General features: G+C 61.7%; 17 protein-coding genes and 3 pseudogenes. 10 read left to right on the forward strand and 10 right to left on the reverse strand.

Annotated features, from left to right (window positions below):
* Nucleotides 1-123: 123 nt before the first annotated feature.
* Entirely contained in the window at nucleotides 124-396 is a 273-nt protein-coding gene (locus tag ABIE45_RS17010; protein ID WP_192710246.1) for a hypothetical protein, read from the forward strand.
* 5 nt (nucleotides 397-401) lie between these two features.
* The gene (locus tag ABIE45_RS17015) at nucleotides 402-935 is read left to right on the forward strand and encodes an NUDIX domain-containing protein (protein WP_373622404.1); all 534 of its coding nucleotides are present in this window, start codon (nucleotides 402-404) and stop codon (nucleotides 933-935) included.
* 72 nt (nucleotides 936-1,007) lie between these two features.
* Here ABIE45_RS17015 and ABIE45_RS17020 read toward each other — a convergent pair whose 3' ends face one another.
* Nucleotides 1,008-2,045, reverse strand: a complete 1,038-nt coding sequence (locus ABIE45_RS17020; RefSeq protein WP_192710245.1) for an NAD-dependent epimerase/dehydratase family protein — start codon at nucleotides 2,043-2,045, stop codon at nucleotides 1,008-1,010.
* A complete protein-coding gene (locus tag ABIE45_RS17025) occupies nucleotides 2,042-4,723 on the reverse strand; it encodes a DUF563 domain-containing protein (protein ID WP_373622405.1) in 2,682 nt (893 codons plus the stop codon). The genes ABIE45_RS17020 and ABIE45_RS17025 overlap by 4 nt, the downstream gene beginning before the upstream one ends.
* A gap of 270 nt (nucleotides 4,724-4,993) precedes the next feature.
* Between ABIE45_RS17025 and ABIE45_RS17030 the strand changes: the two genes are divergently transcribed.
* From ABIE45_RS17030 to ABIE45_RS17040, 3 genes are all read left to right on the forward strand, one after another.
* On the forward strand, nucleotides 4,994-5,638 hold the full coding sequence (locus ABIE45_RS17030) for an acetyltransferase (RefSeq protein WP_192710244.1): 645 nt from the start codon (nucleotides 4,994-4,996) through the stop codon (nucleotides 5,636-5,638).
* A 127-nt stretch (nucleotides 5,639-5,765) separates the two neighbouring features.
* Nucleotides 5,766-6,875, forward strand: coding sequence for an aminotransferase class I/II-fold pyridoxal phosphate-dependent enzyme (locus ABIE45_RS17035; RefSeq protein WP_192710243.1), 1,110 nt, complete (start codon nucleotides 5,766-5,768; stop codon nucleotides 6,873-6,875).
* A gap of 43 nt (nucleotides 6,876-6,918) precedes the next feature.
* Nucleotides 6,919-8,694, forward strand: coding sequence for a glycosyltransferase family 61 protein (locus tag ABIE45_RS17040; protein ID WP_192710242.1), 1,776 nt, complete (start codon nucleotides 6,919-6,921; stop codon nucleotides 8,692-8,694).
* Nucleotides 8,695-8,791: 97 nt separating this feature from the next.
* On the opposite strand, the gene ABIE45_RS17045 is transcribed toward ABIE45_RS17040, so the two are convergent.
* From ABIE45_RS17045 to ABIE45_RS17065, 5 genes are all read right to left on the reverse strand, one after another.
* Nucleotides 8,792-8,977 carry a hypothetical protein gene (locus ABIE45_RS17045; RefSeq protein WP_192710241.1) on the reverse strand — a complete coding sequence of 62 codons (186 nt, stop codon included), beginning with the start codon at nucleotides 8,975-8,977 and terminating at the stop codon, nucleotides 8,792-8,794.
* Between the two features lie 45 nt (nucleotides 8,978-9,022).
* Nucleotides 9,023-9,358, reverse strand: a complete 336-nt coding sequence (locus ABIE45_RS17050; protein WP_373622407.1) for an IS66 family transposase zinc-finger binding domain-containing protein — start codon at nucleotides 9,356-9,358, stop codon at nucleotides 9,023-9,025.
* 96 nt (nucleotides 9,359-9,454) lie between these two features.
* Nucleotides 9,455-11,980, reverse strand: coding sequence for a hypothetical protein (locus tag ABIE45_RS17055; protein ID WP_192710240.1), 2,526 nt, complete (start codon nucleotides 11,978-11,980; stop codon nucleotides 9,455-9,457).
* Nucleotides 11,977-13,203 carry a glycosyltransferase gene (locus ABIE45_RS17060; RefSeq protein ID WP_209578408.1) on the reverse strand — a complete coding sequence of 409 codons (1,227 nt, stop codon included), beginning with the start codon at nucleotides 13,201-13,203 and terminating at the stop codon, nucleotides 11,977-11,979. Before ABIE45_RS17060 ends, ABIE45_RS17055 begins: the two co-directional genes overlap by 4 nt.
* 104 nt (nucleotides 13,204-13,307) lie before the next feature.
* Nucleotides 13,308-14,609: a methyltransferase domain-containing protein gene (locus ABIE45_RS17065; protein ID WP_192710238.1), complete on the reverse strand. Its 1,302-nt coding sequence runs from the start codon at nucleotides 14,607-14,609 to the stop codon at nucleotides 13,308-13,310.
* A gap of 630 nt (nucleotides 14,610-15,239) precedes the next feature.
* On the opposite strand from ABIE45_RS17065, the pseudogene ABIE45_RS17070 reads away from it, so the two are divergent.
* Nucleotides 15,240-15,518, forward strand: a pseudogene (locus tag ABIE45_RS17070) (transposase); the annotation flags it as partial.
* On the opposite strand, the pseudogene ABIE45_RS17075 reads toward ABIE45_RS17070, so the two are convergent.
* Nucleotides 15,519-15,653, reverse strand: a pseudogene (locus tag ABIE45_RS17075) (IS5/IS1182 family transposase); the annotation flags it as partial. It abuts the pseudogene before it with no gap.
* A gap of 153 nt (nucleotides 15,654-15,806) precedes the next feature.
* Between ABIE45_RS17075 and ABIE45_RS17080 the strand changes: the two are divergent.
* Nucleotides 15,807-16,757, forward strand: coding sequence for an IS481 family transposase (locus tag ABIE45_RS17080; RefSeq protein WP_373622409.1), 951 nt, complete (start codon nucleotides 15,807-15,809; stop codon nucleotides 16,755-16,757).
* Between the two features lie 192 nt (nucleotides 16,758-16,949).
* Here the strand turns inward: ABIE45_RS17080 and ABIE45_RS17085 are convergent, their stop codons facing one another.
* The gene (locus tag ABIE45_RS17085) at nucleotides 16,950-17,705 is read right to left on the reverse strand and encodes a hypothetical protein (RefSeq protein ID WP_192711776.1); all 756 of its coding nucleotides are present in this window, start codon (nucleotides 17,703-17,705) and stop codon (nucleotides 16,950-16,952) included.
* Nucleotides 17,706-18,057: 352 nt separating this feature from the next.
* Here ABIE45_RS17085 and ABIE45_RS17090 point away from each other — a divergent pair, with 352 nt between their 5' ends.
* Nucleotides 18,058-19,140, forward strand: a complete 1,083-nt coding sequence (locus ABIE45_RS17090) for a class I SAM-dependent methyltransferase (RefSeq protein ID WP_192711775.1) — start codon at nucleotides 18,058-18,060, stop codon at nucleotides 19,138-19,140.
* A gap of 291 nt (nucleotides 19,141-19,431) precedes the next feature.
* Here ABIE45_RS17090 and ABIE45_RS17095 read toward each other — a convergent pair whose 3' ends face one another.
* A complete protein-coding gene (locus ABIE45_RS17095) occupies nucleotides 19,432-19,773 on the reverse strand; it encodes a hypothetical protein (RefSeq protein ID WP_373622410.1) in 342 nt (113 codons plus the stop codon).
* A 406-nt stretch (nucleotides 19,774-20,179) separates the two neighbouring features.
* On the opposite strand from ABIE45_RS17095, the gene ABIE45_RS17100 reads away from it, so the two are divergent.
* Both ABIE45_RS17100 and ABIE45_RS17105 read left to right on the forward strand, forming a co-directional pair.
* Nucleotides 20,180-20,881 carry a hypothetical protein gene (locus ABIE45_RS17100; protein WP_192711773.1) on the forward strand — a complete coding sequence of 234 codons (702 nt, stop codon included), beginning with the start codon at nucleotides 20,180-20,182 and terminating at the stop codon, nucleotides 20,879-20,881.
* 162 nt (nucleotides 20,882-21,043) lie between these two features.
* Nucleotides 21,044-21,531: pseudogene (locus ABIE45_RS17105) on the forward strand (transposase).
* The last annotated feature ends 324 nt before the right edge of the window (nucleotides 21,532-21,855 follow it).

Here is a 21,855-nt window from a genome sequence, read left to right on the forward strand (position 1 = left end):
TCCTGGCTGCGCGCGGGCGGCAGGAGATTGCGGCGTCGGCCGTGACCCTCGGGCAGTGCTCATGTCCGGAGAGCGAGAGGATTGACCGTGGCCAACCCATCCATGCCCGGAGGTCGAGGCCCGGTGCCCGCGCACGCCCGCAACCCGCGCCGCGCCTACGATGCCGACGGGTGCGCGATCACCCCGATGACCCTGCAGAACGCCATGGATCGCGGGGTCACGGCGCTCCGGGCCATCTGTGCGTGCGGACACGAGGCCGAGGTTTCGATCCATGTCGGGCGCTGGGCCTCCACGAGCTTCGTCCCGGATGCGGGCATGACGCTCCGGTGCGATGCCTGCGGGACGCCGGATCCGAAGACCCGGCCGGTCTGGCCGCGGCAGGATCACCGGCCCTGACGCCCGTGCGACGGCCGGCTCGGCCACACCCGACTCGTGACGGCGCGCCCGACCATCACCGGCGCGCCCATAATCAGGACACCCGTTCGATGTCTTTCATCCCCCAGCACCTGTACAACCAGATCCTGGAGGCGATCCCGATCGTCTGTGTCGACGTAGCCATCGTCAATGACGGCTGTGTCCTTCTTGTCAGACGGCGCGATGCCCCGGCGAAAGGCCAGCTCTGGCTCCCCGGCGGCCGGGTCCACAAAGGCGAGACCCTTCGCCAGGCCGCGGCCCGCAAGGCGCTGGATGAGACCGGGATCGACTGCCATGTCGGGCCGATCATTCACACGGACGAGACCATCTTCGAGGACGGCCCGGAGGGCATTGCCGTCCACAGCGTCAACACATGCTTCTTTCTGTTCAGCCGCCAGCAATCCGTCGCGGTAAATCTCGACAGCCATCATGAGGATTGGGTCTGGATCGATCACATCGATCCGGGCCTGCACCCTTACGTCAAGCTGTGCCTTGCCGCCGCCGGACTCGACGAGCGCTGAACGCGGGACGCCCGCCGGGGGAGGTCCGCGCGACAGGCCTTGTCTATTCGATGTTCGCCGATCGGAGGCGCCTCAGCCCTCACGGGCCGGATGCCGTGGTGCGCCGGGAGGCGCCTCGGCCAGGTGCGCGCGCATCCACGCGATCGTGCCGACGAGCCCCGCGCGCAGGGCGACGCGTGGCTGCCAGCCGAGCTCGGACCGGATCAGCGCGGTGTCGAGGACGTTGGCCGGCACGTCGGCGGCGCGGCTCGGCTTGTAGAGGCAGGGCAGGCGTTCCAACCCGAAGGCCGCCTCCAGCTCGGCGATGACTTGGTTGACGCTCAGGCCCACGCCGCTGCCGACATTCAGGATCTTGTGCGGTCCCTCATAGGTCACGGCGCCGAGGAACGCGTCGCTGACGTCGTCGACATGCAGGAAATCGCGCACCACCTCGCCGGTCCCCCAGACCTCCAGCGGCAGGCCCGAGAGCACGCGGTGGATGTAGCTCCCGATCAGGCCCTGATGCTTGGTGCCGAGCTGAAACCGGCCGTACGGGTTGGCGATCCGGAGGATCTGGTAGTCGATGCCGTGGAGGTGGCGGTACAGGTAGAGCGACTTCTCGATCATCAGCTTGCTGATGCCGTAGGCCGAGATCGGGTCGGTGGGCGCCTGCTCGGGGATCGGGATGATGCGGGGGATCCCGTAGATCGCGCCGCCGGTGGACGAGAACACCAGCTTCTTGATCCGGGCCGAGCGGCAGATCTCGAGCAGGTGCAGGGTGGCGATCGGCGCGGCCGCGAGCTCAGCCGACGGATCCCGGTTCGAGCTCTCCGGGATCGACCCGGCGATCAGGTGGAAGACGATGTCCTGACGCTCGACGGCGTTGGCGATGGCGAGGCGGTCGGCGAACTGGCCGGTGACCCGGCTCACGCGCCGGTCGAGGACCTCGGGCTGCGGGTGGCTGCGGCTGAAACAGGTGACCTCGGCGCCCGCCGCCGCGAGACGGTTGCACAGGTTCAGGCCGAGGAATCCGCCGCCGCCGAGCACGAGGCAGCGGGTTCCCGAGAGCGACACGGTCGGCCGGCTCGACGCGGCGGGATCCGCCAGCCCGGTCTGCCGGTCCGCGCTCATGCCCGCGCCTCGGCGTCGTAGCAGACCGGCGGGTGAGTGGCCGCATCCGACGACGGGTCCGCTTCACCCGCTTCGGGTTCACGCAGGTCCGCCTCGGGTAGCTCGATCATGCGCTCGACCAGGGCCAGAACGGAGTCCTGGAGTGCGCGCCGTGTCGGCTCCAGCGGCGCCTTACCCCAGGCCCGGGCCGCCGCGTAGGCGGCCGCGTAGGCCGCGTCCCAGCCGGCCGCGAGGATCCGCGGACCGGCGGCGTCCAGATCGTCCCGGATGGCGGCCCACGCGGCCTGATGGGCCGCGTCCCAGGCCGCGGCCCGGACCCCGGCCCCGGTCTGGCGCAGGGTGGGATTCGCGACCGCCGCCCGCTTGCGCGCCCGTTTCAGGTGATCGCACCAGGCGGCCAGATCGGCGACGTCCGCGAGCGCCGGCCGGTCGGCCAATTCGTCCGCCTCGACGTTCAGCTTGGCGAGGCGGAACCACGCCGGCACGTGGGTACGCACCAGCCAATCCACGACCAGGGCGACGCGCCGGCGCTCCAGCGCCTCCGAGCCGCGCGTGCCGACGAGCCGCGGGACGAGCGGGAGGATCAGGGCGTCGCGCGCGTCCTGGGGCAGGCGGTCGCTCAAGGTCCGGATGAAGGCGGCGAGGCTCGGCGACGCGCAGGCCGGCTGATCCGAGTGGGGCTCGCCCGCGACGTAGGCCACCGCCTCGAGGGCGCACAGGCCGGCCTGCGCGCCCTTATGCCGGCCGGCCGCCAGCGTCCCGACACGCGCGAGCCGGTCGGGATCGACGCGCGCGGCCCCGGCCTTCGCAGCGGTCCGGGACCGGGCGGGTTCGCGATCCGGCACCCGGATCGGCCGGTCGTCCGCAGCCTGGACCGCGAACCCGGCCGGCGCCCCGGTAGCGGTCTCGGTCTCCAGAGCCGCCACGGCGGCCACGACCTGACCGGGATCGACCGTGTAGCTCACGTGGAAGGCGTGCACGCCGGGACGCGGCAGCGTGCGCCCGCGCAGGAACAGGATCCGCGCGCCGCCGGCCTCGATGAAGCTGGTATAGCCCCGGAAGTTGAAGGACAGCTCCTCGTGGATCAGTCCGAGGATCCGGCACCCGGGCCGGCAGAACAGGGCATTGCTGAGCGCTGAGCTCGACGAGCCGACCACCAGCGCCGCTGAATGGAAGGCCTCGACCTGTTCGAGGAACGACATCGTCTCCGGGTAGATCACGTCGAAGCCCAGAGGGCGCAGCCGCTCGGCGATCTCCGCCTCGTTGACCAGGGCGCGCTGGCTGAAGGCTTTGCGGGAGATGAACAGGCGCCGGTCGGTCCGGCCCGAGAGGATCCCGCGCGCGGCGGCGCGGTCCAGGATCAGCTGGCGCACCGCCGCGAAGACGTCGGCCGGCCAGACCGTGTCGTAGAACGGGCGCCCGGGCTTCATGTCAAAGGGGAAGAAGGCCGGCACCGGCGCCATCCCGAGGAGCCCGAACGCGACCGGCTTGGGCGGCAGCGTGATCACGGGGCGGTCGCGCGTATCGAGCAGGCCCAGGATCTCCGCGTGGGAGCCCGGCATGTGGTCGTCGATGCAGAGCGGGATTCCGTCCGGGCAGCGCGGATCGTTGTAGGCCAGCATCCGCGGCACGAACTCGCAGAACCAGTGCCCGTAATTCCGGCTCTGGAGGCCGAACATCATGAGGCCGGCCTCGACCGCCAGCGCGTCCTCGGGCACCTCCACCAGGGCCCGGTCGGCGCCGAAGGCCGCGGTCATGATCTGATCGGGGTTGAGGCCGTCCTGCAGCAGGATGTCCGGGCGGCGCGGGTGGGCGGCGAGGTCGTAGACGAGCTTGCCGCCGGCGATGACGACGTTGCTGCGCGGATAGGCGCGCGCGTCGTCGAGAAAGGCGAGGTACTGGGCCGGGATGTCCAGGCTGCCGGGCTCCGACCGCAGGGCAGGGGGCTTCTCCCAGAAGCGCAGCTCGGGCGCGGCGATGCGGCGCTCCGGGAGCATCGTGATGGAGCGCGCGCCGCCCGCCGCCGCGAGGTCCTGGACGGAGACGATGTCGTAGGCCTCCAGCGGACCGGAGCCGGTGACGTGGCGGGTCGTCTCGTGCAGCGCGATCGCCGCCTCGAAGCGCCCGTCCTCCAGCAGCGTATCGAGGAGCAGGCGGCGCAGGTTCTTGACCTTGGTGCTGAGCCGATCGCCGTCCTCGGTCGTCACGCCCGCATCGCCGCCGTTGAGGTCGTAGGCGAGGCGGTAACAGTGGAGGCACGGCTCGGGCTGATTCCGGCACTCGTGGGCCCATCCGAGCCGCAGCAGGGTCGCGAGCCCGTCCTGGATCAGGGCGGGCGCGTCGCCGTCGGCGCGCAGCTGCGCGACATAGGTCTCGGCCTCATCGAACCGGCCGCGCGCGCACAGGTCGCGCAGGCGCGCCGCGCCGGCCTTCCGCGTCCAGCGCGCCTGGTCGCCGGGAGCGAGCGTCGCGATCAGGTCGTAGATCTCGGCGGCGTCGCCGAGCCGATCGTCGCCCTCGAACCGGAATGCGAGGGTCTCGAGGTGCCGGCGCATCGCGCCGCGCCGCCCCGGCTCGCGATCCGCGGCGGCGAGGGCCCGGAGCCGTGCGATCACGTCCGACGCGTTGTCGACCTTGACCGTCCGGATCAGGTCGATGAAGGTCTGCGTCGGCCTCATATCGGTTGCGCGCCTGATCAAGCCTGCCCGTCCGCGCGCCGGCCGGGCGGCGCGTGCTCGCGGGCGGTGTACTGGAACGGACGCGCCGTGACGAGGGATCCGGTGCATCCTGTCGGCTCACGGCCGGCGCGCGGCGCTGGAGGGCGCCTGACGTCTCGTGTAGGGCAGAGCCCCGGACAGGCAGGGAATCCCGCGCATGGACGACGACCGGAGCGACACGCCGCAATCGGGACGGAGCCTCAGCCGGACCGGATCGCGGTTTTCGGCGCGATGACGATCCGCCTCGTCCTGTACGGCGCGGGTGCGCTCGCGCGCGAGATCGTCGATGCCCTTGAACGCCTCAACGCGCAGGGCACCGCGATCGAGCTTCAGGCGAGCATCGTCGATCCGGGGATCGACGCGCCGGAGACGTTCCGGGGGCGGCCCGTGGTGCGGGATGTTCGCGCCTTCGCGGGCGATCCGGGCTTGCGCTTCGTCGTCGCCCTGGGCGAGCCCGCGGCCCGGGCCCGGGCGGTCGCCCACCTGCGGACCGAGATCGGCGCGCAGTTCACCGCAATCATCGATCCTGGCGTGCTGGTCGGCGCCAGCAGCCGGATCGGCGCGGGCGCGGTGATCCTCGGCCATTCCTCCATCACGGCGGATGCGCGGCTCGGGGAGCACGTCCTCATCAATCCGGGCTGCACCGTCGCTCACGACGACGTCCTCGACGACTTCGCGACACTGAGCCCCGGCGTCCACTTGGCCGGGCATGTCCGCGTGGAGGAGGGGGCGTTCCTGGGCACCGGGGCCTGCGTGATCCCGCGGATCCGGATCGGCGCGCATGCCGTGGTCGGCGCGGGCGCCGTGGTGATCCGGAACGTGGCGCCGGGCCAGACGGTGTTCGGCAATCCGGCCCGGCCCCTGCGCCGCGGCTAGCCGGGGGCAGACGGCCCGCCCTCGGATCGGCGCCTTTTGCGCGCCTGCCGGGCCATGTATAGCGGACGCCGTCACCGGGCGTGCGCATGAGGATGGTGGCGGCCGACAGTTAGGACGTGTCTCGACAATGATCCCCGTGCTCATCCCCAGCCTGCCGGAGACGGATGCGATCGTCCCGTATCTGCGCCGGATCGATCAGTCGCACATCTACAGCAATTACGGGCCGCTCTCCCGCGAGTTCACCGCCAGGCTCTGCCGCTTCGTGTCGGAGCGTGCCGGCGACGCACCGGTGGCGGCGACGATCACCAGCAGCGGCACCACGGCCATTGAGGTCGCCCTGCGCTGCCGGATCGCCGGCCGGAAGGGCCGGCTCTGCCTGATGCCCGCCTACACCTTCGCGGCCACCGCGCATGCGGCGGTCAATGTCGGCCTGGAGCCGTTCTTCGCGGATGTCGATCCCGAGACGCTGGCGCTCACGCCCGCCATCGCCGCGCAAGCCCTGGCCTCGGCCGCGGGCGATGTCGCCGCCATCGTGGTGGTGAGCCCCTACGGCGCGCCGCTCGACGTGGAGGCTTGGGAGGCGTTCGAGGCGGCGCACGAGATCCCGGTGGTGTTCGACGCCGCCGCCGCCACGCTCAACCTGCGCCGCGTGGGCGCGCAGCCAATCTGCGTCAGCCTGCACGCCACGAAGGCGCTCGGAATCGGGGAGGGTGGGGCGATCCTCACCACCGACACCGATCTGGTCGCCCGGGCCACCGCCATGACGGGCTTCGGCTTCTCGGCGAACAGCCGTGCCTCGGAGGTCCGGGGCGGCAATTACCGGATTTCCGAATACGCCGCCGCGGTCGGTCTGGCGGTGTTCGACGGCCTCGAGGCGCGCATTGCCCAATTGCGGGCCGCGTCGCTCGCCTATGTCGCGGGGTTCGAGCGGATCGGCGTGCGCATGCAGCCGGGCTTCGGCCGGGAGTGGCTGACCATGACGATCAGCGCGCTGTTCGAGCCCGCCGACGTCGACGCGGTCACGGCGGGCTTCGACGCGGATGGGATCCAGTGGCGGCGCTGGTACGGGACCGGCTGTCAGGCGCATCCCGCCTTCGAGACCTGCCGGCACGACGGCCTGGCGCGGACGGCGGCGGTGGCCGCGCGGACGATCGGCGTGCCGTTCTTCCCGACGATCACGCCGGAGCAGATCGCGGCGGTGTGCGCCAGCGCGGAGCGGTCCCTGGCGGCCCGCTGAGGCGCCGCGCGGAGCGGGCTGCCGAGAGGAACGGTCGAGGACGATGCAGGGCGATTTCCGGCGGATCCTGACGCAGGCCAACCGGTCGAACGGTTCCGCCGCGCTCGACGCCATCGAGCACGACCTTCCCGCGCTGGTGAACGGCCGGCCGCAGGTCGCCGCGCAGCACCTCGCCACGCTGGCCTTCCGGCTTCAGGGCGAGAACAGGCTCGACCTCGCCGCGCGCGCCTACGATCTGGCCGCTCGGGTGGCGCCCGCCCAGGCGGCACCGTATCGTCTCGCCGCCATCCGGACGCGCATCCTCGACTTCTGCCGACGCGGCGCGTTCGATCCGGTGGAGGGGCTGCTGCAGGAGTTGCGCGAGGCCAAGGCAGCCGTCGGCGACCGCGGGCAGAACGACCCGTCGCTCGTCCATATCGCCTGGGATTACGAGCTCGCCGGCGACGCCGAGGGTGCGGTGCGCAGCTACCTCCTCGCGCGGCTCGCGCGGGACCTGCTGGGCGGCCAGGCGCTGACGATCGACGGCGATACCCTCGAACGTAAGATCCGGAATCTGCGTATCCTGCAGATGAACGCGCTGGCCGAGGAGGGCCGGCACGAGGCGGCACAGGCGCTCCACGAGCGGACGCGGCACGTCCTGGGTCTCGGGCCGCTGCGGATCTACGATATCGTCTCCGCCCGCCAGGCCGCCGCGACGGGGGAGGGCGAATACCACGAGCTGCTCGCCCCCCGCCGGATCGCCGAGCCGACGATCGCCTTCCTCGAAGGCCCGGTGGCTCTGACCTCGGCCTGCGGATCCCTCGACGCGCCGCCGCAATACGTTGCCCGGTTCAAGGACTGCCTGACGTTCCCGCGCAGCAACCTCGTGCTGCAGGGAAGCCGCCTGATCTACGATCTGGCCGCCCACCCACTCAGCGGCATCGCCGACATCAAGGACGGGGTGAACCCCGACCAGGTGATGACGGCCGTCTACGGTGCCGGGCGCGCGCTCGTCGAAGAGCCCGCTGAGACCCAGAGCCTGGATGCCGGGCTGATGATGTTCGGGCTGCAGAGCAAAAACTACGGCCACTGGCTCCTCGAGTTCGTGCCTCGGATGCTGTGGTTCAACGACCGCGCCTGTCCCTCGGACTTCCCGATCTGCATCGACGACCACATGCCGGACAGCCATCGGCAGATCGTCGCATTGCTCGACGAGCGCGGACGACAAATCCTGCCGCTGCCGGCCAGGGCCGCGCGTTTCCGGGAACTCGGCGTCGCCCCGGTGCCGACGTTCTTCCCGTTCGACTCACGGCCCGGCGTGCCGGTCTACGACGCGGTCTGGCCGAAGGATGTCCTCGCAGGCATGCGCCGGAAGGTGCTGGAGCGGCTTTCCGAGCAGGGGACCGATCTGCAGCGCAACGGCCGGCGGATCATCCTCTCCCGGCGCGGCTTCGCGCAGCGCCAGCTCGTCAACGAGGCCGAGATCATCGCCGCGCTGGCCCCACACGGCTTCGAAGTGGTCTATCCCGAGAAACTCACCTTCCCGGAGCAGGTCGCGATCTACCACTCCGCCGACGTGATCGTCGGATCCGCCAGCTCGGCGCTCACCAACTGCATCTTTTGCAACCCGCACGCCAAGATCATCGCGATGATCCACGAGGAGCGCTCGTTCAACTTCCGCGGCTATACCAGCATGATCGAGTCGAGTGGCGCGCAGCTACTGTTTATTCGCGGCAAGACCGTTGCCGGCGAGGCGGTTCACGCGTTCCACGCCAACTACACCGTGGCTCCCACGCTGGTTCTCCGCGGACTCGAGACCCTCCAACGCAGCGCACCGTGACGGGTTTCCGCCGCGGCGCGCTCCGATCGGCCGGGTATCGTGTCGCCGCACGGGCTCTCCCAGCGGCATCCGCCGGACCATTAGGGCTGACTGAACGTCAGGTCTGCCAGCCCTTGAACCGGCACAGGGCGACGTACATCCCAAAGGTGATCATCTCGGCATCGAGCAGGTCGAGCGCTTGCGCACGGGTCTCGATCAGGTCGGCATTCATGGCGGCCTCGCGGATGAAGGATTCCCGTGACAACGGGACCGGGGCGGCCGCGTTCCGTGAGATGCCGTCCATGATCGATCCCGTCCCTGGTCACAGTGGCGCTCAGGGACCGTTTGATCAAAATCCGCCGACCGCAGGACGACCGAACCCTGTCGGATTGCGCGCGATGAGCACGGTCCGGGGAGGGGCCGCGCAGGCCAGGCAGGCATAGTTCGGCCGGCCGGTGAGAACCACGCGGAACTGCGCCGGCACCGTGTCGAAGCGCTCGGATACGTCCTCGCCGATCACGCGCAGGTTGCCGCGGCAACAGGAGCAGGTGCGGTCGTCGAGGTCAATAACCCGCTCGATAGGCGGCAGATGAGCTGGAAGGGCGCAGCGGTTGGTGCGGCGCGCAGCCCTTCCCACGCGCTTGGCGGAATCGGCGATCTCCTCGTCCGCCTGGGATGCCACCATCAACATCCAAGGCGTTAGATCCTGACGAACGACTCACCCCCGAGAAGATAAAGGATTGAAACAGCTCGATCGTAACATAGGCGGCGAACCTATAACCTAATGTCTCTCCTCTTCCGACTCCCGATAAACCGCCTCCAACCATTTATGAACAGCCCCATTCAAGGAGTGAATCAACTCGAAATACAAAGCCTTTCGCCGCGTCGCATGTGAATCCTGCTCCCTGATCCGCTCCTGAGTCAGATTGACCGCATTTATGAGGATGCCTTCCGCCAAAGTTGTACACCGATCTCTAAAACTAATTCCCCGCGCATTTGTCGGCTGACCGAGCGACCGCCCTACCGATAGATAATGGGTGACGGGTTCCTGTCTTGCAGACACTAAGTCAGGATTGCATGCTAGGTAAAACTTCGTCGAGAACCAATCGTTCGGATCCCTACCGTTTAGCCACCCTTCAGATAAGTAGTGGCTAAACGGCTCCCGTCCTAAAGCAACAACGTCGGAATTGTTGCTGAGATAATACTTTGTCGAGAACCACTCATTCGGATCTAGCCCTTGCTTCCAACCATCCGCAAAGTAATGTGAGCAAGGCTCGAAGTCATCCAAGTCTGAATGTTCGAGCGAATTCAAATAATGACGAGTAGAGAAAAATCCATTTGGATCCCTCCCCTCGCGCCAACCGACGCTAAGATAATGGACAAAGGGCCCTATCCCATCTTGCGGCACATGTTGGTTGTTTGCACGATAAAAGGCGACCGAGAACCATGACGTCGGGTCGTCGGACCGAAGGCTTCCGCGAGTGGCATAATGAAGCCACGGCTCAATATCTTGCTCTCGAGCTTCCGAATATCGGTTGAGATACCAGACAGCGGAAAACCACGGGCTCGGATCTAATCCCGACCGCCAACCCTGAATACAGTAATGCATTAAAGGATCCAGTCGAACCGACCCTCCGAGACCAAGCAAGGCGCGATAATATTTTGTAGAAAACCAAGGCGTAGGATTCCGGTTCTCATATTGACCGTACCTCAGGTAATGTAGGAACGGCTCCTTCCCGGCATCACGGACATCATGGTAGCGCTCAAGATAGTAGGTGGGATCAAACCACGGGTTAGGCCGTCGCCCCTCTCGCCATCCATGTTCGAGATAATGAGAGAATGGTTCGATGTTCCGTTCTCGAACATCAGGATTCGAATCCAAATAAAATTTGACTGAAAACCAGTGATTCGGATCACAATTGTTCTTCCAGCCAAAATTTAAGTAATGACTTAGCATGTCTTGCGCAGGAGACAGCAACTGTTTCGATTTGTCAAAATAGAACCAAGAGTCAAACGCATCGGCAACCAGATGACGTCTATTACGCTCACTCGACCTAATTCGCCTGTAGCTCTTTTTCGCATTTTGGTTGGCGCCCGAAGCCGGCTCGTTATCTAAGCTAAGAAACTCGCGAACGACGGAGCGCTGCTGTTCTGTCGTGAAATCTCGAAGAAAAGCGGCTCGAGCAGCACCGCAGAATTGCCCGTACAGCCGTGGATCAACGAAATTTGATAGAGCAGAGGTTATGTCATCAAGCCTCGTCGAAGTGCAGCAGAGGCCCACTCCATTTTGAGAGATGTACGAAATTGGAGACGAGTATTCCGGGCCATGGAAGAGAATGGGCCGCCCCGAAGCGAGATAAATGACGATTTTAGAGGGAAAGCTTAATCGGGACACCTCTTCCATCCCCGCCCCAAAGGGATATGGACAATAACATATATCACAACTTTGTGACAGGACGCGGATTACATCTGACTGCTCCATCCAGCCGAGATGCTCGTAATTCGCAGCTGCAATCTGATTCGGCGGCGGAGATGCTCCCATTATCTTGAGCAAAACTCGACGTCCGCTAATCTTCCAATCACACTTATCTAACGCGTCACAAAGCGCAACCCAACTCTCTGCCGCGTAGAATTGCCCCGCCATGCCAATGACAAAGTTGTCGCTGGAGACAAAACCTCCCAGCGGCTCGAAGGAGTGTTCTTTTTCCACCGCGGCGATGACAGGGATGCTCGGTGTACCGTGGAGACGCGTGATATGTTCGGACATCGCAGGCGAGGCGGACGCAACGATCCGACTTGCTCTCAGCGTCTTCTTCCATTCAATGTTATCTAACAGCCGGTTTATCCGGTCCACACCACGCGCTTGATGCCACCAAGATAGCGGGTCCCAAATCTGGGTTTTAAGCGGCACATTCAGCTTAATCGCGACGCGCCGGGATACTCGGACCATCGTCTGACCTTGAAGGATTGCCCAGACTTGGTCGACGCCATGCTTCAGACCGAAGTTTACAGCTTCGTCAATGAGCTCAGGCGTTCGGCTATAGCGATTACGAGCCTCATGGAGAAACGAGGCAAACTCTCCAAAATCGCGGCCACCGAGACTTTTGATCGCTTGCTCGTTCGGCTTCAAAGCGAATGAAATTTGAAGTTCACGCAAATCCGCTGTAGGCGTCGGCTGCAGATCTTTATTTATTATCACGAAGGCAACGAGCTCGCCCGGATTCAACGCGCGACACATCTGCGCGGTGACTAATCCGGCTGTATAACTGTGACTCGGAGGTATATCAGTCAGCAACAATGTTTTCATGATGAAACCCTGGCATTATCAACTTGCGAAAAATTCCGACGCCGCTGACCAGCCCTGCTTAAGACTCCACGATACAACGAGGCCATACGGATGGCATGCTGGCGTTCGTCGTAGTTCCGCTTCGCAAATTCAAGCCCTTTTATTCCACGCTTTTGCCGCTCGTCCTCATTGTTGATCAGGAACGATATCGCACGTGATAAGCCATGATGATCCTTCATGGGAACAGCGACGCCGATTTCGGGCGCATTAGTAACTTCAGGCAGCGAGGTGCCTTCGAAGCATATCACCGGTTTGGAACAGGCCATTGCCTCGATCGCCATAACGCCGAATGCCTCAGCGATCGATGGCATAAGGAAGATGTCACAAGCGTCCATGATGTCACGGAGGAGCGCAGGGTCGTTCACCCAGCCAAATTCAACCAACCGATATTTGTCCGCGAACTCGTTTAAAAGTCCGATGTTGCCAACGGTGAGCAGGCAAATCTTAGCTGTCGTCTGAAGTTGCCGTAATGCTTTTCTAATATATTCGAGCCCTTTAAATTCTTCTTGCGCGCGGAAACACAGCACGATTTCATCATCAGCGATCTCGTGGGCGCGTCGTATCTCAGCACCCGCTGAGCGTGCGAAAAATTCCAGATCCAACCCGAACGGGACCTTGTGAACATGAACGTTTTCAAAAAGAGGAGACGCCTCCGCCATCAATTTCATCCACTCGGACGCAACTATCACTTCAAAATTCGCTTGCGAGTAAGCAAATTTCTTGTAATCAAACATGATGTCCGTATTATCATAACGCATCGGAAAATTAATATCAAGATCAGGGCAGTGTCCGCATCCGATTTTCCATCGCTCGCACTCGAGTGGGTAAACGCAATGTCCTGTGAATGCCCAAGGATCGTGGATAGTCCAAACAGTTGGTTTGGCTTGAGTGATCATCCTGAGATCGAGGAGATTCAAATATCCCGTATGGATCAAATGCAAGTGCACGAGATCAGCTTCGGCAAAACTCTGATCGCGAAGGATCTGTTCTCCATTCTGGTACAGAACAGATTGCATCGACGTGATGTTTTCAATTTTCGCGTAAAGCGCATTTATCTCAGAAGTATATGGAGCGGAAAAACTTCTTATGACAGGGTCCGAAGTATCTCTCTTCCAAATCATGTGGGTCGAATCGATTCCATGGCCCCTCAACAATGGAGCCAATGTTAGTCCATTGAAACGCATCCCTGGCAGCTCGTAGCCGTTTACTTGCAAGACTCTCATAACCCTATAGATTCCCGGCACATTTGGTTTTGCTCAAAAGATCAAGAAAGCCGTCACGCGCAATTTCACTCTTTCCGTGAATATGTTTGAGACAATATATCTTCGCGGCGGCGGATATCGGTTTCCCAATTACTCAAATTATTCTCGTGACCTGCAAGCTGAGCCTCCTTCTCAACAATCCAGGCCTCCCGCCTGCGAACATCATTCTCCCAATTCTTCAAATTGCTTTCATGTCCGCTGAACTGAATATCCTTCTCAGCGATCCAAGCCTCCCGCCTGCGAACATCATTCTCCCAATTCTTCAAATTGCTTTCATGTCCGCTGAACTGAATATTCTTCTCAGCGATCCAAGCCTCCCGCTTGCGAATGTCCTTCTCCCAGCTGCTCAGATTGCGCTCGTGCCCGCTTAACTGCGCTTCTCTTTCAGTTAGCCGCGACTCGCGCTCGCGCAGAGCAGCCTCCAGCGCGTCATAGTTGATCAGATCGGTCGCACTCTCGCTCCGATCTTGCTCAACTGTACTGTAATGCGCGTCGATAATATTTTTGAGCTCTGCTCGTTTTTGGTCTCTCCATGTTTCTACTTCGGTGTAAAGGGTCTCGAGTGGCAGGCCATCGGTCGAAGATATAAGTCTTTCTGTTGTATATTGGCAGCTCTTAATCGCAGCTTCCAGCAGCGCCCTTCGACTATTGATACGCGCCACTTCTTTCACGACTTCTTTCAAGCCATATACGGCAGGCCGCATAATATTCCCATACGTCGAGCAATCCGCGGTGGAATTAAAGATTGAAGTCGGTTGCCGTCTGATCGCGTAGAATCCTCCAAATGCATCATCCATGGCTTGTCCTTTGAAATCGCTTTTATGCAAATCTTCGCAAACTAAGATGTCATACTCTGGAAAATCTTCGGGGGTCCAACCTGATTTGTGCTGCTGGAAACTACCGCCGTTCAGATTCCACGCGTCCTTCTCGCCATCTTTTATTTCCTGCGGCATGTAGCCTAGAGGCGTGTAGACGACAATCTGGGCTCTGGCGACCCTCTCGCACTCGGAAATAACGCGAAGGCCCTCATCTCGCGTTATATGTTCGATGACGTCCAACAGGAACACGGTATCGACAGATTGATTGGGCATAGCCTCCAAAGCAGTGAGTGCGTCCGTGGGAATTATGACGCAATCGCAATCTTTGAAATTGCGCTTGAGGATGCCTCTATATTCATGGAAAGGCTCAACACAGATAAGAAATTTGGGTAGGACAAACTGCTGCGAACGAACGCCGCAGCCGATATCGAGCACGACACCAACTTGTTCAATCATCTCCGATGCACGTTGGTGGATCACGTCGCTTGAGCAGTTTAAAATACGAGCCATTTGGTCACCATTCATTTAGCCTAAGGAAGTCGAAAGTGCGACGTCACTCGACCTATCCTGACCCAATTGCCTACTGCCCAGCCGCTTGACTTTGAGAAGCAGCCACGCCAGGTTTTGTTTGAGAGTCGCTCGTCACGCTTAGCTGCTTGCCTAGCGCAAGGGCTGCTGTGCTGTCATCATTCATCCGCGCTGCAAAGTCTTTGTATTTTCGTATGCGTACATGTGAAGCTCCGGGTTCCGGTTCGACGATTCGTCCCTGAAGCGTTCGGGCTCTTTCGTCTGATGCTGATAGGCATGCTTTTAAGGTGTGGGCCGGGTGTGGTCCGAATGGGGGCCTGGTTGAGGTTCTCGCAACGACGTCAGCGGCGAGTGCGACAGCAGCCGAGTTGTGGCAAGCCCCGCGATCGTAGTGTGTGGCGACGGGCAGCAAGTTTTAAAAATACACGAACACACAACCGATCCTGTGGCGCCATCTGCTTGCAACGCGGCCGTGTTTAAAGGGCGCCGCTCGAGCGGCCATCGAAGTGATTGGCTGCAATCACCCTGCCGCTGTCAACAGCGATTTCGCCGGGCTCTGTGCACTTGTGCCTTGTCGAAAATTGGGCGCAACGTTGAGCAACGCTCGCTACCCCGTCCGGAAAGGTCGTCCACGCGATCTAGGACAACTGCGCCGTTCACAGGCACCCGAAGGTCCGCGCCTGGCTCGACCGACACCCGTGGCCTCACCGTCCACTTCACGCCCACCTCCGCCTCCTGGTTTAACGCCGTCGAGGGCTTCTTCGCCCAGTTCACGAAACGCGGGTTGCGGCGGGCCCTGTTTGGCTCTCTCGTCGAAATTCAGGTCGTCATAAGCGCTTCATCGCCGAGAGCAGCGGGGATCCGAAGCCCTTCGTCTGGACCGGAGACCCGGGGTCCCAGCTCCTGCGGGATCGCGCGGAACTTGGCACCGTTCTGCTGCCGCCACAGGATGGCCGAGAGCGTGCGTCGCAGGTCCTGCGGCGGCGTCTTCGCCCTCGGTCGGCAAGCCTCAACCAGCGGTTCCAGAACAGCCTATTGCCTGTCGCCTGGCATCGTCCCTCCTCGGTTAGGACGGACACAGCGCGGGCTCTGCCAAATCGTTCAGGCGACGAAAGACCCTAGCTGTTTGATCCCGCGGTGTGGTGGTACGGTTGACCACCATGCTGCGAGGGATGCGCTATGGGCCAGGTTCTTCATGGAAGCGCCACCACGACGGAGGCAGTCCGTCGCGCGATCCAGCTACGTGAAGAGAGCGTAAGAGCGCTGGCCAAGCGCTACGGCGTCAGCCCGACGACGGTGCAGAAGTGGCGCAAACGGACGAGCACAGCGGATGCCCGGATGGGCCCCAAGGAACCGCGCTCCACCGTGCTCACCGTCGAGGAGGAAGCGATCATTGTCGCCTTCCGCCGGCATACCCTGCTGCCGCTTGACGACTGCCTCTATGGCTTGCAGCCGACGATCCCGCACCTGACGCGATCCTCGCTGCATCGCTGCCTGGAACGGCACTGCATCAGCCGACTACCCGAGATCGAAGGCGACAAACCCAAGAAGCAGCGCTTTGCGACCTACGCCATTGGCTACGTCCACATCGACATCGCCGAGGTGAGCACGGCCGAAGGTAAGCCCAGGCTGTTCGTAGCCATCGATCGAACCAGCAAATTTGCCTTCGTGCGGCTCGTGGAGAGCGCCGGCAAGATGGAGGCCGCCCAGTTTCTGCGCGACTTCATTGAGGCGGTGCCTTACCGCATCCACACCGTGCTCACAGATAACGGCGTTCAGTTCACATCACGTCGACAGGACATCTACGATAGTAAGCACATCTTCGACCGCGTCTGCGACGAGCACAACATCGAGCATCGGCTGACCAAGGTGAACCATCCTTGGACCAACGGGCAGGTCGAGCGGATGAACCGCACCATCAAGGATGCGACGGTCAAGCGCTACCACTACGACAGCCACGACCAGCTTCGAACGCATCTGCACCTGTTCGTCGATGCCTACAATCACGCTCGTCGGCTCAAGACCCTGCGGGGCCTGACACCCACCGAGTTCATCCTGAACGCCTGGACGAAAGAGCCTAATCGCTTCAGGATCGACCCGTCACACCTCATCCCGGGACCATACACCTAGCCCTTCGCAAGCTATACCACCTGTCCGGTCAAACCAGGTGCGGGCCACATTGTGGCCAATGACATCGATCGCTGAACGCCCTATTCCGGCGCCGTAATTAGTCCGTGATAGAAAGCGCGAGATGACATGCCGCCGACCAGAATCTGCACACCGAATCTTTTACAAAACACTCTGATACAATCTCAAACAACGTCATACGACTTCTGGAATAATATCATCTTGTGACCATGTCACTCCCTGGCGGATGACTCTTGCCGGAGAACCAGCAGCGATTGATCCATCTGGGATCGATCCTTTTACTACCGATCGTGCACCAATCACGCAATCGACCCCAACCTGAGCTCCGCCGAGTACCATCGTCTCTAGCCCGAGCCAAACATGCTGCTTTATAGAGATACGACCGCCGTATGGATTGATGCGCTTGCCTGTCTTTTGGTCCAGGATCGCGTGCATGTCGTCCGTCGACATGTACACCTTGTTCGACCATAGGCCGCTTTTTCCGATCTCGATGCTTCCCCCATTCCGCGCGTTCAGCCGAGCCTCACCCGCGCACGAAATGTGCCCCTCGATCAAAATAGAAGACCTTCCTCCGCAGTATAATCCGCTTGTCGGCAGGCATACTTCATCACCCAGGACGACTATGGCCCCGTATCCCCACACCATTATAACGCCGGGTGGTATCTGATTTTTGCCAACTATTATTGTCGCGCACCTCGGCACAGCCCCACCGGGATGAGCAACGATATTAAGACGCAAATCTGGTTCAGCAGAAATAAGGATGTTACCGCTTTCCATCCACTCATTGCCCAAATCGGCTGATTTGTCGTAAAAGTTTTTAATGTTGAGAGCTTCTGAAAGTCCCAGGGCGCCCTCATTGGCTGATAACGCCTCTCGTACACTTGCAATTGTGCGAGAGCTGACTTTGACGTCACAGGTTTTTTCCAACATATCCTCCGACCCCGCCGCTGATTGAGCCAAAACATAAACTCGGCACGAACGAGGCCACCTATGATCGTCGTTGGCCTGATCAGCGGGGCGACGATCTTATCTCCGCACCGAGCTTTGACAAGCGCAGTCGGCTCCGACTCGGGCTGCGCCCGACCGATCTGCAACATGGTTTGGCGTGAGGCGTTGATGGGCCGAGGAGGCTTCGATACCGTCAGCCCCGCCGATCGATGTACGCGAGCGCATCGTCGCCGCGATGGCGGAGGGAGCGTCCCGCCACGACGCGGCCGCCTGCTTCGTGCACGGCTCTAGCCCTACGGTGGCGCGCCGGTTGCGAAGCTCCGCCGTTCCTTCCATGACACCCTCAGCCCTGCCGGGGCCGTCACGTGGCGCTTCTTCGTTTGAGGATGCATTTCAATCCGCGTTGTGCGAAAAACACGCCCGTATTAACCTTGGGGTGGACAATATGATTCAAGGCGTCGTCCGTCAAAATGTTATTGAAGACTCTATAACCCGGGGGCTCTTCCACTTAGAGAATCCGCCAGCATTGATCGGCATCTCTGAACGCTATCTCGCTAATGCTGAGCAGGATTTTGAGCGGTTTATCAATTACGAGCACCCCTACTGGGCAGTTAGAAAGATCATTCAAGACAAGAAAATCTCAATGGATGGCGCCGTCGTCATTGACGTGGCTAGCGGTTTCGGCAACACTGTAATACCGCTCCTAAAAGATTTTCAACGCTGTAACGTTGTAGCTTCAGACCTGTCTGAGAGCATACTCCGAATTTTGCTTCGAGAAGCAGATAAGGAGGGGGTCGGTGCCCGCGTACAAGCTGTCGTCGTCGATGGGCAGGATACGACGTTGTGGTCGCCGAGTTCTGCTGATTTAGTCGTCGGAGGAGCGGCCCTGCATCACATGATTGATCCGTCGCTTACAATTTCAACGGCCTTGTCAGCGCTGAAGCCTGGTGGCACCGCGATCTTCATCGAACCCATGGAAGTCGGACACGCTATTCTGCGCCTCGCTATGGAAGAGGTGCTACGCCTGCCCGTTATGCATGTCGTCGAAAGGTACCATCCGGCGGCGAACCATATTCGCGGGATTATCAGAGACATTGAAGCTCGCACGCATCACGGTAAACAAGGTGATTATGTAAATTGGGAAAACTTGGATGATAAGTGGGTGTTTCCGCGCTCTTATCTGGAGGAAATTGCTCGGAAATTTGACTGCACGGTTGGCCTGCTGCCGCTCTATAGCGGCAATACGCAGTTCACAAAGATAGCCATCCAATCGCTGGAATCTTATGGCGGACTGAAGTCCTCGCTGTCTCTACCTCAAGAAGCGATCGAAGTTTTCAATCGATTTGATTCTGCATTCTCCGAAAGGGGGCATGCTGATATTCCCGTGGAAGCCGCGGTGACGTTCACGAGAATGTAGGTCTGTCGGCTGAAGCCAGACCGTAAATCGGGAGAGCAAGGTTTGGTGAGGCCGCCCGCGAAGATGACGATACATGGGGCTGCAAGGCCGCTTATACAAAATTCGGAGTCGGGTAGCCCAATTCAGCGAGTGAACACCCGATGTCATATTGAAGATTTATCGCCCGCAGCAACTGCGGGCGACTTGCGTCAGAACTTGGAGATCAGGCCGCCAAATTCCGACTGTTACCGTCGCTGGAGACCGAATTTCGAGGTGGCCCGCCCGGTCCGCCAGCGCGCGCTTTTCCGTAGGTCATCGTCCGCCAGCCGAAAGGCTTGAGCCCACGCTGCCGGAAAATTGGCTTGGCAGGCCCAACTGCGTCCCGTTCGGATTGCTGTTGAGGTCTATAACCGGCGCCTCCAGGCCTCCGGGGGATGGGTTTGTCGACTGAGCCGGATCGAATACCTGCTTGCCGCCCGCTAAAGGCGTGATCACCCGCTCGGGCCGGATCTGGGTCTCGCAGAAGCCTTGGCAGATTGGCACCATAAGGTCCGTCGGCTGGCAGACGGGCGTCATGACGCCCTTCACGCAGGTGCATCGGCACAGCGCCGAGGCAGGTACGGGCAGGAGTAGCAGTGTGACGGCGAGCATCATAGCGCGCATGTTGATCGGTCCCATAAGCCGCAGGGCGAACAGCGCTGATAACACAGGGGCCGAGGCAGATCGAAGGCGGCCACCGCCTAAGAACGAGCACGCCGGCTTGCGGCGAGCGGACAGCGCATATGGTGCTCCGATTACCCAGCAATCGTCGGCTTGGCCCCCGCGCTGGTGAGATCGGACGCTCCCTGCTTGTGTTATGCAAAGCTTGGATCACGTTGGTCGGCCCGCCAGCGGCGTCATTGTTCCGGGACTTCTACATGGTAGGCGATCTTTGTCTGGGACGCTTGCGAGCCCGGTGCTGACACGCGACGCTATCACTCAGCCGGCCAGCTGCCATTCTAAAAGTAATATAGCTACGCTAGCAGCGTGCGCATGCTGTCATAAAGCCGAGGAGAACAAGTTGCTGGCGACGCGATGCGATTTTGCGCTCGACGAGGGGGGAGAGGGCGAAGACCTAGTTGTTGGCTTAACGAGCCTCGGTAACGCCCTCGGTGCACCACCCAAGCCCGATGCCTTTGAGTGGCGCTACTTCCTGCGATCCTCGCGATGCCATCGCCTGTTTCTGATCGATTGCTTCCAGCACTGGTATCTCGGGCCGATTCTCGGCTTCAGCCACTCCGTTGATCAGACTGCCGCGCGCATCATTGAGACGAAGGCGCGCCTGGGCGCACAGCGCCTAATCTTTATCGGATCCTCGATGGGCGGGTTTGGTACGATGCTGCTCGGGGCCATCACCAGGGCCGACCTTGCGATCGCGATCGCGCCACAGACCAGTGTCGACGGCGCATTCCTGAAGAGCATCGGCGATCGCCGCTGGCCTCAGAAGACGTCCGAGATCAACAACGTCGGGTACCCGCATGCGGACCTACGCGACTTGTACCAAGCGACCGGCGGCCCCCAGCGCACGCACATCCTGTATGACGCCGCGTGCTCCGACGATGGCCAGCATGCCGACCGCTTAGCAGCGTTCTCGAACGTGCAGGTCGAGGACGTCGGCTACGGCGGCCACGGGTGCGCATACGAGATGGCGAAGAATGGGAGAATGACCCAGATTGTCGAAGCAGCCCTAGCGCCAAACCATTCTCGAAGCAGCACGTATTGACACTAGCACTATTTTGGCAGGTTGGTGGAACGAGGTTGCTTCGCGCGGTAGGTGGATCCTGCGCGGACGGTCGCGATGGCAGCAGAAGGTGACGGGCAAGCAGAGCTGTCCCGCTGGCGCCAGACGTTCCTGACGGCGTTGTCCCACGTGGCGCGTCGTGCGATGGGTCCGCTCTATGTCGCCGGCTTGATCGGGCTGGGAGAGCGCAAGAGAGTCCAGCCTATGATGGCGCACGCCGAGGGCGGCTCCTACGATAGGTTGCGTGAATTCATCGGCGCCGAGATCTGGGATGCAGCCTCTGGAGCAGGCGCTCGTTGCCGATGCCGATCGCCTGTCGGCGCTCCGGATGCGATCATGGTGGTCGACGACACGACTCTGCCCAAGAAGGGCGGGACTCAGTCGGGATCGCGCCACAATACGCCACCACGCTCGGCAAAAACGCCACCTGCCGGACGCTGGTCTCGCTCACGCTGGCGCGTGGTGAGGCGCCCCTCGCCATGGGGCTGAGGCTGTTCTTGCCCGAAGTCTGGACGGGTAATCTCGACCGAATGGCACGGCCCGGTGTGCCGGAGCATCTGCGCCGCGCACCGACCAAGTCACAAATCGCATTCCTCGAGATCGACCGAGTTCGCGCCGCAAGTGCGCGCTGATGGCGATGATGGTTTACGCCTTCCTTCAGTCCGGTCATCTTGATGCGGCAGGGCGGAAAAAAGAATCGGCTATCCGCCCCCTCGTCCCACGATGCTGGCGGTCCAACAAACCGTCCTCGGCTGGTTCGACAGGTCCCCAACGTGGCGCCGCCCACATTGTGATGTCGTCGTCAGCCACTCACCCTGACCTTAACCTGCCAAAGTAGTGATAGCAGAGCCGAAATCCAGAGCAATCAGGACACCCTCGATTATGACACTCCTGCGACAGCGGGCGCTGGCTCTGAAGCGTAGTGATAGGTACAATCTCGATCTGGCCTTCCTAAA

It is taken from the genome of Methylobacterium sp. OAE515 (assembly GCF_041806315.1).
GTDB lineage: Bacteria > Pseudomonadota > Alphaproteobacteria > Rhizobiales > Beijerinckiaceae > Methylobacterium > Methylobacterium tardum.